Here is an 11,684-nt window from a genome sequence, read left to right on the forward strand (position 1 = left end):
CGCTCACAGGCCGCGCAGAAGCTTCAGGACTTTAGCTCCAGAGCTTTGAAGTTGCTGCGCATGTGATCGATGGTTGGAGGTTTTTTGCAGAGGTCGACTGAGCGTTGGTTTGCCATGGCGGGCGTAGCCGTGATGACCGCTGTGGCCATAGCGGGCTTCGCGGTCGCCATCTATGCCGCATGGCTGTTCCATGACATGCCCGACGGCAGCGAACTGGCAGACTTCCATCCCGCGACGTCTGCCCGGGTCTTTGCCTGGGACGGCACGCTGATCGGTGAATACGGTCAGGAACGCCGCATCTACGTGCCCTATAACCGCATGCCGACGCGGGTCACCCAGGCTTTCCTGGCGGCCGAGGACCGCAACTTCTTCACGCACAACGGGGTCGATGTCAGCGGCGTATCGCGCGCCATGGCGAAGAACGTCTTCAACCTGCTGCGTGGCAAGCGCTTCGAAGGCGGCTCGACCATCACCCAGCAGGTCGCCAAAAACCTGCTGCTGAACAATGAGCGCACCGTCGGGCGCAAGCTCAAGGAAGTCATCCTGGCGCGGCGGCTGGAAAATTCGCTGCCGAAGGAACAGATTCTCGAACTCTATCTCAACGACATCTATCTCGGCTATCGCTCCTACGGTGTGGGGGCGGCGGCCTTCAACTATTTCGGCAAGTCGCTGGACCAGTTGTCGCTCAGCGAAATGGCCTTCCTGGCGGCCCTGCCCAAGGGGCCGGAAAATTATCGTCCGTCCACCCACAAGGCCGCGGCCATCGCCCGCCGTAACTGGGTGCTGGGGGAAATGGCCAAGGCCGGATGGGTGACGCGCGCCGAGGCGGCGGCGGCCATGCAGGACGACCTGGTGATCCAGGACAAGCCGCGCCGCGCCAAATACCAGGACGCCGATTATTTCGTCAGCGAAGTGGAACTGCGCTCGAAGAAGCTGTTCAATGACGCCATCTATACCGACGGCTATTATATAAAGACGACCCTCGACCCCAAGCTCCAGACCATGGCGCGCAAGTCGCTGATGGACGGGCTGGAGGTCTATGACCGCCGTCACGGCTGGCGCGGGGCCTGGGGCAATATCCCGGTAACCGATAACTGGCAGGCCGATGCGCTGCAGGCCGAGGGTAACCTGCCGGATTCGCGCCGAGCGCCTTCCGAGCGCCCGGACTGGCAGATCGGCCTGATTGAGAAGAACAACGGCGCCGTTCGCGCGCTCGATGGCGGCCACGGTGTCATCCGTTCCGACGATCTCGCCTGGGCGCAGGCTACGCGCGCCTTCAAGGCCGGTGATCTGGTCTATATCTCAAAGGATACGGAAAGCGTCTATCGCCTGCGCCAGGTGCCCAAGGTCAATGGTGCGCTGGTGGCGGTCGACCCGTATTCCGGCCGGATTGTCGCTATGGTCGGCGGTTACAGCTATTCCCTGTCCAAGTTCAACCGCGCTACCCAGGCCCTGCGCCAGCCGGGCTCGTCGATCAAGCCGTTCGTCTATGCGGTGGCGCTGTCCAAGGATTTCACGCCGGCCTCGATCATCGATGACGGCCCGATCTCGATGGTGGGCGGCGATGGCAAGATGTGGTCGCCGGAAAACTACGAGCACGACTATCTGGGCATGCAGCCCATCCGCCGCGGCCTCGAACTGTCGCGCAACCTGATGACCGTGCGCTTGGCGCAGAAGACCGGCATCAAGAACATCACCGCCGGCATCGTCAATTTTGGCGTGCTCGACAAGATGCCGACCGAAATGTCGATGGTGCTGGGGGCGGGCGAGGTCAATCCCTATCGCTTGGCCAATGCCTATTCGATTTTCGTCAATGGTGGCCGTAAGGTGAAGCCGCACCTGATCGACGAGGTGCAGGACCGTAATGGCAAGGTGATTTACAAGGCCGATGAACGCACCTGTCCGTCCGCCTGCACGGCCGATTTTGACGGGCTGGAAAGCCCGCGCCTGCCACCGCAGGGCGATGTGGTGCTCGATCCGATCACCGCCTATCAGGTCAATTCAATGCTGCAGGGCGTTGTCCAGCGCGGTACCGGCGCGGCGGCGCGCGTACTCGGCATCCCCATGGGCGGCAAGACCGGTACCACCAATGATTATCGCAGCGCCTGGTTCGTCGGTTTCACTGCCGATCTGGTGGTTGGCGTGTTCGTCGGCTTCGATGACAACAGCTCGCTCGGCGATCATGAAACCGGCGCCGTGGCCGCCTTGCCGATCTGGATGGACTTCATGAAGACCGCCAATGCCGGCAAGCCGATCCGCCAGTTCAACAAGCCGAAGGACGCTGTCTATATGTCGGTGCGCGGCATCGAGGAAGCCTTCAAGCCGGGCACGGAGCCGAAATATACGGCCGCCCCGACGGAGGAGGAGGGGCCCAAACCCTATCTCGATACCTGGACGGATGATGGCGATGCCAGCGGTCCGGTTAAGGTGGTTCCGGCCGAGGAACCGCCGCCCCCCGCCAAACAGAAGTCCGATCAGGGCACGCTTTATTGACAGATGAGGGTTGTCATTCGGGGCGGCGCTCTGTAAACCCGCCATTCGAATTTTGATCCTTTCAGGAATACCCTTCAATGCGTTTGGATATCGAAGCGTCGGCTTCCGAGATCGAGCAGTCCATCGGACTGCTCAGGAGGCGTCTTTGACTGGGATGTGGCTCTGCGACGTCTCGATGAATTGAATGCCCGGGTCGAGGACCCGACGCTTTGGGATCGGCCGGAAGAGGCCCAGAAGGTCTCGCGCGAACGCTCCAAGCTCTCCGCCTCGGTCGAGGCGGTGCAAAGTATCGAGAAGGAACTGAAGGACGCGCTCGAATTCGCCGAACTGGGCGATCTGGAAGGCGATGAAAGTCTGATCGAGGAAGCGCGCAGTCTGCTTAAAGACATCAAGACCCGCACGGCGCGCGCCGAGCTGGAGGCCCTGCTGTCCGGCGAGGCCGACGGCAATGACGCCTATCTCGAAATCAATTCCGGCGCCGGTGGCACGGAATCGAACGACTGGGCCGGCATCTTGCTGCGCATGTATTCGCGCTGGGCCAATGCCCATGGCATGTCGATCGATGTCGAGGAAGAAACGCCGGGTGAACAGGCGGGCATCAAGTCGGTAACTCTGAAGATCTCCGGTGAAAACGCCTATGGCTGGCTGAAGACCGAAGCGGGCGTTCACCGCCTGGTACGCATCTCGCCCTTCGATTCCAATGCCAAGCGCCATACCTCCTTCGCCTCGGTGTGGGTCTATCCGGTGGTCGATGACGCCATCGTCATCGATATCAATCCGGCCGATGTACGCACCGATACTTACCGCGCGTCCGGCGCCGGCGGTCAGCACATCAACAAGACGGACTCCGCCGTTCGCCTCACCCACATTCCGACCGGCATCGCGGTCGCCTGTCAGGCCGGTCGTTCCCAGCACGCCAACCGCGACGAAGCCTGGAAGATGCTGCGCGCCCGTCTGTACGAGATGGAACTGCAGAAGCGCGAAGCTGCCCAGCAGGCGCTGGAAGACCAGAAGACCGATATCGGCTGGGGGCACCAGATTCGCTCCTACGTCCTGCAACCCTACCAGATGGTCAAGGACCTGCGCACCAATGTGGAAACATCGGATACGCAGGGCGTTCTGGATGGCGACTTGGATGCGTTCATGGGCGCGTCCCTGGCCCAGCGGGTCGGCGTCACACGCGATGGGGCTGAGGTTTAAGCCCTTTTCGTAAAGTGCGCCAGAAATCAGAGCTCCGGTCGGGCCGCCTGCCGCGCTGATTTGGCGGTATTGACGACATTTACCTGCTCGGCCGCGACCTGGGCCTGGCCGTCCGTGGCATGCGCCGGCATCTTGCGGCGACCCTTCTTGATGACGATTTGTTCGCCCATATAGCGCGAATAGACCTGGGTGAATTCGGCGCCCAGAAAGAAGATCTGCGTCGAATAATAGATCCAGATCAGCACCACGATAAGCGAGCCCGCCGCGCCATAGGCCGAGCTGAAGGCGCTCTGGCCGAGATAGACCCCGATCAGGAACTTGCCGAACGTGAAGAGGATGGCGGTGATGGCGGCGCCGATCCAGACATCGCGCCATTTGATATGGACGTCCGGCAACACCTTGAAAATCATGGCGAACAGCACGGTGATGACCGAAAAGGAAATTACAAGGTTGACGGTGTGAAGGATGAGGGTGATCGGGATAAAGCCTTCGAAGAAGGCGCTGATGGCGGAGAGGGCCGCCGAGATGACCAGGGCGATCAGCAGCAGGAAGCCGACCCCCATGATCATGGCGAAGGACAGGAGCCGCTTCTGGATAAACCAGGTCCAGTGGCCGTTTTCGCGTTCCTCGACGTTCCAGATGGTGTTCAGTGCATCCTGTAGCTGAGCGAAGAAGCTGGTGGCCGAGACGATGAGGGTCACGAAGCCGATCAGGCTGGCGATATAGTTGGCTTTCGGATTGCTGGTGCTTGCCAGCATGGTCTGGATGGCGCTGGCGCCCTGGTCGCCGATCAGGCCACGGATTTCATCGAAAATATAGCCGCTGACAGCATCGCGGCCGAAAGCCAGCCCCGCCATGGCGATAACAATCAGAAGCAAGGGGCCGATGGAGAGCATGCTGTAAAAGGCCAGCGCCGCACCCAGCCGGGGGACTTTATCGTCATTCCACTCCCGGATGGTTTCCTTGAATATGAACCAGAAGGCCGGGAGAGTGAGGGGCGGGCGCTTGCGGGAGGTGTCCGTCATGAGGGGACCGATCGGGATTCGTAAAGCGCGATATCAGCACAAAGGAAATAAAGAAAAAAGCCGGAGAAGGTTGTTCTCCGGCTTTTGAAAGGCTGTGCGCGTTTTGTCCTATTTCAGATCGGACAGGGCGTTCAGGTCGTAGCTGTTCAGGCTCGGTGTGCCAAAATCAGACGGTGTGGCGGCCGGCGCGACCACGGCATCGGCCGGGGACTGGACGGGCGCCTGAACCGGTTCTGGACGGCGGCTCTGCAGGCAGCGGCCCTGAAAGAAGGCGCCGACATCGATGGCCAGCTGGTCGTGGGTGATGTCGCCCTCGACATAGGCGGTAGCCTGAAGCTTGATCTGCTTGCCGGTGATCGAACCGACAATGCGACCGCGGACCTCGACGGTTTCGGCCTCGACCTTGCCTTCGATATTGCCGGATTCACCGACGATCAGGTGCGCCACCTTGACATCGCCACGGACGGTACCATCGAGATGCAGGTCACCGTTGCCGGTAATATTGCCTTCGATCAGCAGCCCGGAGCCGAAGCTGGACAAGGGTTTGGCGCTGCCACTGACCGCCACCGGCTTGGTGCGGTTCATGTTGACGGCGGGCGTTTCAAGCGGCGGCGTGACGACAGGCGCGGGTGTCGGCTGCGGCTTGGCGGCGGGCGGGGTCGGTTTACTAGTTTTGTTGAACATAATCTCCAGCCTTTAAGAAACGTGCGGGGTTTTGAGCGCGACCATTTTGCCAGACCTCGTAGTGGAGGTGGTTGCCGGTCGATCGTCCGGTGCTGCCCATTGAGGCGATCCGCTGGTCGACGGCGACCCGTTGACCAATGTGGACGGCGGCGGAAGCCAGGTGGGCGTAGCGGGTCTTGAAGCCATTGCCATGATCGATCTCAACCACGTTGCCGTAGCCGGTGCGGACACCGACGAAGGAAACGACGCCGGGCGCGGTCGAATAGATCGGCGTCAGGTAGGGACCTGCAAAATCCTGGCCAGTGTGCATGTGGGGCGTATGGGTAAAGGGATCGAAGCGCACGCCGAAGCCGCTGCTTTCACGCGTGCCGACCGTCGGGCGGTCGAACGGCAGGCGCTGGGCGCTGTTCTGCAGGCCGCGCATGTCGCTGAGGTCGGTGGCGGCGTTGCGGATGCGCTCGGCGAAGTCTTCGTCAACCCCCAGGAAACTGGCGAGCGCCTTGTTGTCCTTGGCGCTGGTCAGCGGGCTGCCATCGCCACCGCCGGCAAAGGCCTGCGGGTTCAGACCGGCGATGCGGAAAGCCAGGCGCAGTTTTTCGGCGCGCGTCTTGGCGAACATCTCGGCCTGGCTGACCATGCGTTCCTGCTCGGCGCGCACCGAATAGATGCGCTCGATCGGTGGCAGGCTGTCATCAATGGGGGCAGGCGAAAGCGCGGCCACGGCACCGGGCACGCCTTTGAAATCCTTGAGCAGGGAGACTAAGCCCTGGTGGCGCTTCTCGACCGTATCGGCCAGTTGGTCGAGCGAACCCGAATTGGCCGTGGCCTGCTGGGTGGCGATATCGAGGCGCGCCTGACGGTCGGCGATCCAGCGCTCGGACTGCGCCTTCATCATGCGGATCTGGTTTTCGGAGCCGGCGCCATGATTTGCGGCAAAGAACAGGGTGAAGCCGGTGGAAATGGCCAGCCAGGTGATCAGGGCGGAGAAAAGGAGCATCAGCACGAGCTGCTTGCCTGGTGTCAGAACATAGCTATGAGTTTCCGCACCCGAGCGGATGTAAAGATGGCGTTCCGGAAATATAGATTCCATCCAGCCGCCAAGGGGTCCATAGCCTGCCTTACTCATTACCACCCGCACCCTCAACCGTTTATTAATTATGCCTTTGAGCTGCCTCTTTCGCAAGGTGTATATCATGCGTTCGATGGCATGCCTGAAAGCAAACCGTAAAAACTGTTACTTTACATAACTCTAGCAGGAAACGAAGCCAGACCTGTCCCGATCTGGCCATCTTGCACATGCACAATTCAAGATTAGTGCCGCGCCGCCTTCGCGCAAAAATCCCTTTGAACGCGAATTCCGTATGGTAAATCCTGGCCCCTACGCGACCTTTGCGGCGCACAGCATTTCAGGTGCCCGTTTTTGTTGCAAAACTGTATTAATTCGTCAGAAAATCTTTCACAGCGCTCAAAACATCAGTGACGTGGTTCTTAATTCTGACCTTACGCCACTCTTTACGCACCAAACCTTTGTCATCTATAATAAAGGTTGAGCGATCGGTACCCATATAGGCGCGGCCATAGAGGCTTTTTTCCACCCATGAACCAAAGGCGGCAATGGCTGTTGTCTCCGGATCGGACAGGAGCGGCATCTGGAGACCGTATTTCGTGATAAATTTTTCGTGATCCTTGAGGCTGTCCTTCGACAGACCCAGCAGACGGACGCCCAGTTTGCGGAATTCCGGCAGGGCGATGGAGAAGTCACAGGCCTCCTGGGTACAGGTCGGCGTATTGTCGGTCGGATAGAGAAACAGAACGGTCCATTGTCCCTTCAGGTCGTCCAGCGACACCTGACTGCCGGCGCTGGAGGCCAGGCTGAAGTCCGGCGCCGGCCAGGACGTGAAAGAAGTTTCGGTTTTCGGTGATTTTGCCATGACATGGCCTCGCTGTGTATCTAAAGAAAAACGGAAGGGTATTAACGCTCTTTTGCACCATTCCCCCTATAAGTCGTCTGCGCGGTTTCCTGACCGCCCCATAGTTAAGAACCTGCCGAGCTTAAGTGAAGAAGATTTTCGACACGATCAGGAAACGCCTCCGCCTTTTTGTGCTGGGATGGGTCGTGTTCATGGTTCTGATCCTGGGTTTTCGACTGTCCCAGGGGCCTATACGGGTCGATGGGCTGCGCTCGATCATTGAATCGCGCCTTGAAAAGCAATTACCCAAGACGGATGCCAGCATCAAGCACATGGACCTGGTGTGGTTCGGTGATGCACGCGCAGTCGGCTTCCGTTTCGAAGACCTGATCATCACCGACCGCCAGCATCGCATCATCGCCCGCGCCGGCAAGCTGGAAGCTGCGCTGGCCGCGGATAGCCTTCTGGTGGCTCATTTTGCGCCAGCCCGCCTGACGGCCGAGGATTTCTTCGTCGCGGCATCTGTCTCGAAGGAGGGGCGCTACGATCTCGGATACGATGCGCATGGCAAGCCGGGGGCCTCCACCGGCCTGGCGCGGTTCTTCTATGATCTGACCGGGCCGGAAAAACTGGGGCAGCCGGTCAGCTTCACCCGTCAGCTCAGCCTGAGAAACGGCCAGCTGCGCCTGATCCAGGAGGACGGGCCGCTCGACTGGACGGCCAATGTCTCGACCGTCGACTTTACCAAGCTGCATGGCCAGATGTCGGCTCATGCTACTCTGTCAATCGATGGGCTGGGGATCACGCCGGGCACGCCGGCCACCTTCAATGCTGTCGCTTCCGGCACTGTGGGGCTGAAGCGTGCGACGGTCTCGGCCAATATCCACAACCTGGTGCCCAGCCGGGTCTTTCCGTCCATAGGCCTCACGCGGATGCTGGCCGGTATCAATGCGCCGGTCGATGGCCTGGCGCGGGTGGATTACAGCCAGAAGAAGGGCTTCGAAGGCGCCCGGCTGGACCTGCATGCCGGGCAGGGGCGGATTGATATAGGCGATTTCCACCAGACCTTCGAGGAAGCGCGGATCAGATCCAACTACACCTCTGCCACCCATACCGCCGCCTTCGATACCTTCCGGGTACGGTCGCGCATGCTCGATACCGACTTGAAGGGCACGGTCACTATCCAGGCAGGCGATGTCAAGGCGAAGCGCGATCTGACTCTGGCGTTCAATTTCAACGGCCCGCGCGTCACGGCGCGCCTGGCTGACGATTTCGCCCTGCAGACGCTGAACAATGCCCACCTGAAGGGCAGCTATGTGCCGCGCCAGCGCCGGCTGCAGATCGACACCGTCACCGGCCTGATCAATGGCGCGCCGCTCTCCAGCAAGGGCGTGGTCTATACCGATGACAAGGGTGAACTGGGCGCCGATCTGACCGCGCAGATCAAGGGCCGGTTCACCAAGGAAGAGGTCTTTGCCTTCTGGCCGGAAGACCTGGCGCCCAATACGCGTGACAGCCTGATCGATCGCATCCGCAGTGGCGACTTCGCCAATGCGGACTTTGTACTGAAGGCCCAGCCCGGCGATTTCCATAACCTGTCCAATGAAAACCTGCGGCTGGATTTTGACTTCCAGAACCTGGAACTTTTTCTCGAAAAGCGGTTGAAAAACGCTCAGGAACTGAAGGGCCACGGCATCCTGCTCGGCAACAGCTTCGCCATGGATGTCACGGCCGGGCGTCTGGTCGATGTGCATCTGACCAAGGGCGGCTTGAGCGTGCCCGATTTCCGCGACCGCCGTGCCCACACGCGGATCTGGCTGGACGCCCAATCGGATGTGCCGGGGGTGATTGAGGCCATCGATCCGATTACCGACAACCATCTCAGCCAGAGCGGCCTGACTCGCGATCGCCTGAGCGGGGCGGCAACAGCCCATGTCGAGATCACCTTCCCGGTCTTCGGCGACATCACCAATGACAATTTCAGTGTGAAGTTCGACGGCCATATCAACAATGGCGCCTTCAAGCAGGCGGCCCTGGGCTGGGATATGAGCCAGGGGCAACTGACCGTGACCGGCGATCTGCTTGCGGATCGGCTGGTGGTGGCCGGCCCGGCGCACCTGGGGCCTTACTACGGCGATATCAGCTACAGAACGCAGATGAACGTCAGGTCGCAGGATATTGATTTCAACGGCCATTTCAATGCGGCGCAATTTGGTGGTTCTCCCAAGGTGCCGGTGGCCATTACCGGCAAGTTCCTGGTCACCGGCCGGGACGGCAAAGGGCAGATCGTCTCCGATATCTTCCGTGGCGATGTCAGCTGGAACGGCGATCCGCAAAGCCGTGACCAGCGCCCGACCGACATGCTGATCGAGGGCGTGACCCTGGCCGATGGCATGGAAAACCAGGGTTTGCCAATATTCGAGCATCTCAAGCGCGAACTGCCGACGCGTATTTCGCTCCTGCGCTCCGGCGATATCTGGAGCGGCGAGCTGGAAGCCGAGAGCCTCTCCGGCGATATCGCCTATATCGATGGCAAGCGCCCGCGCCTGGTCTATAAGTCCGTCATCACTCCGGAAGAGGCCGATGAGCTGGGCTACGGCGCTCTGCCGATGTTCAGCGAGCCACGGCACCTGACCGTCAATATCTCGCTCGATGGCCAGTCGCGCGAAGCCCTGCTGAAACTTGACCAGATGACCGCCGTGCTGGGCTGGAGCGAAATTCCCGGCAGCGACGAATTGCAGCGCCGCCTCGACATGAAGGTCATGCCGGATGACTGGTATGTGCTGGGCCTGCCGAAAGCTTTTTTCACGCCGCCGGCGCCGGTCAATGTCACGGCGCTCTGGCAGCAGGATGACACGACCCTGACCGGGCAGGTCAAGCTGCTCGATCAAACGATCGATTTCGACATGCCTTTGCGCGGACACGGTGCGCCCCCAGCGATTACCCTGCCCAATACCTCGGTGCCCTACACCCTGCAGGTGCGTGGCCAGACCAGCGACGCGGTGCTGGCGGCCTTAGGTTATTCGCAGGCGCCGGTGCGCGTTTCCGGCAATGTCGGTATGGTCTTCAGTCTTTACGATACGCCGGGCCAGCCGGCAGCCGTGCTCAATCTCGATGCCGGCCCGGCCGTTATCGGCATCAAGGCGACCGACTGGATAAAGCCCCTGGGGGAGGCGGCGCGTTTCGCTGTCTCCTTCGATGAGCAGAGTGACCAGGGCGGCACCAACCTGTCGCGGATCTATGGCGAGGGCGATCGTGTCGGTATCGACGGCCGGGCGTCTTTCTCGGAAGGTGGGGCGCTCGAGTTCGGAGACTTCTCGCGCGTGTACCTGAAGGATTTCATCGATGTTGCCTTCAAATACTACGCCTTGCCGGAACAGAAGACCAATATCATTTCGATCAGCGGCCAGCAGCTTGACCTGCGGCCGTGGCTCGATGCAAAGCGCGAACGGGTCATCAAGACGGTGGCGGACGCGGTCAAGCCCTCCGCGGATGCCGCCAGTGCTTCGCCGGACACTGTGCCGCAGGCCACCCATCTGGTGGTTGACCTGTCAAAGGTGCGGATGGTCGAGGATGGCGTGTTCAATGATGTGAACCTCGATCTGACCTGGGACGGTCACAACGGACTAAGCGGTTCGGGGCATGGCGAAAGCATGGACGGTAGTCCGTTCACCCTGTCCATGACCTCGCAGGGCAGCTACAGCCTGTTCACGGCGCGGACCGGCAATCTCGGCGATGTCATCAGGACGGCGACCGGCAACCGTAATGTCAGGGGTGGCGTTGCGGTCTTCGATGGCGTCTATTCCGGTGGTCAGCTCGATGCCTCCCTGCGCGGCCACGATGTGCGCGCCCAGCAGATTCCCCTGCTGGCGCAGCTGTTGACGGTGGCTTCGTTGCAGGGGCTCAACGACACCCTGGTGGGCGACGGCATCTTGTTCACTGACTTCGATTTCCCTATCCGCTACAAGGACGACCTCGTCTTTATCCGTGACGGTTATGCCAAGGGCCAGGCCCTGGGCATCAATGTCTGGGGGACCACCGATCTCGACAGCAAGGCGTTGTCCTTAAGCGGCACCCTGATCCCGGCCTATGGTGTGAACGGGATTTTCGGCGATCTGAGATCCAAGGGGCTGGGGCTGGTCGGGATCAAGTATCATGTCCACGGCACCCAGAAGACACCGGAGGTCATGGTCAATCCGCTGTCAGTCGTCCTGCCGGGCTTCATGAAGGTGTGGTTCGATTCCAGCCGGCGCGATCCGTTCCCCGCGCTCGACCTGCCGGACCTGAACAACAGGCTGGATGACCTGCGCGACAAGAACGACAAGCTGCTCAAAAAATAAGCCGGCTGGAATTGCAGCCGGCTTTGATTTTG

General features: G+C 60.6%; 7 protein-coding genes. 3 read left to right on the forward strand and 4 right to left on the reverse strand.

From position 1 onward, the window contains the following. Positions 1-114: 114 nt before the first annotated feature. Together QM647_RS08640 and prfB are read left to right on the forward strand one after the other, a co-directional pair. On the forward strand, positions 115-2,493 hold the full coding sequence (locus tag QM647_RS08640) for a penicillin-binding protein 1A (protein ID WP_414995104.1): 2,379 nt from the start codon (positions 115-117) through the stop codon (positions 2,491-2,493). 77 nt (positions 2,494-2,570) lie between these two features. Beyond that, positions 2,571-3,693, forward strand: a protein-coding gene (prfB, locus tag QM647_RS08645; protein ID WP_414995105.1) for a peptide chain release factor 2 whose coding sequence is annotated in 2 segments (ribosomal slippage) — positions 2,571-2,639 and positions 2,641-3,693 — 1,122 coding nt in all. Because the reading frame shifts where the segments join, the coding sequence is not laid out codon by codon here. Positions 3,694-3,719: 26 nt separating this feature from the next. On the opposite strand, the gene QM647_RS08650 is transcribed toward prfB, so the two are convergent. From QM647_RS08650 to QM647_RS08665, 4 genes are all read right to left on the reverse strand, one after another. Further along, positions 3,720-4,718, reverse strand: coding sequence for a YihY/virulence factor BrkB family protein (locus QM647_RS08650; protein WP_414995106.1), 999 nt, complete (start codon positions 4,716-4,718; stop codon positions 3,720-3,722). 108 nt (positions 4,719-4,826) lie between these two features. Then, a complete protein-coding gene (locus QM647_RS08655) occupies positions 4,827-5,402 on the reverse strand; it encodes a bactofilin family protein (RefSeq protein WP_414995107.1) in 576 nt (191 codons plus the stop codon). Continuing rightward, positions 5,386-6,492, reverse strand: coding sequence for a M23 family metallopeptidase (locus tag QM647_RS08660; protein ID WP_414995108.1), 1,107 nt, complete (start codon positions 6,490-6,492; stop codon positions 5,386-5,388). Before QM647_RS08660 ends, QM647_RS08655 begins: the two co-directional genes overlap by 17 nt. Positions 6,493-6,838: 346 nt before the next feature. Beyond that, entirely contained in the window at positions 6,839-7,333 is a 495-nt protein-coding gene (locus QM647_RS08665; protein WP_414995109.1) for a peroxiredoxin, read from the reverse strand. 191 nt (positions 7,334-7,524) lie between these two features. On the opposite strand from QM647_RS08665, the gene QM647_RS08670 reads away from it, so the two are divergent. Continuing rightward, the gene (locus QM647_RS08670) at positions 7,525-11,652 is read left to right on the forward strand and encodes a DUF3971 domain-containing protein (RefSeq protein WP_414995224.1); all 4,128 of its coding nucleotides are present in this window, start codon (positions 7,525-7,527) and stop codon (positions 11,650-11,652) included. Positions 11,653-11,684 lie beyond the last annotated feature (32 nt).

It is taken from the genome of Asticcacaulis sp. (genome assembly GCF_047605585.1).
Lineage (GTDB): Bacteria > Pseudomonadota > Alphaproteobacteria > Caulobacterales > Caulobacteraceae > Asticcacaulis.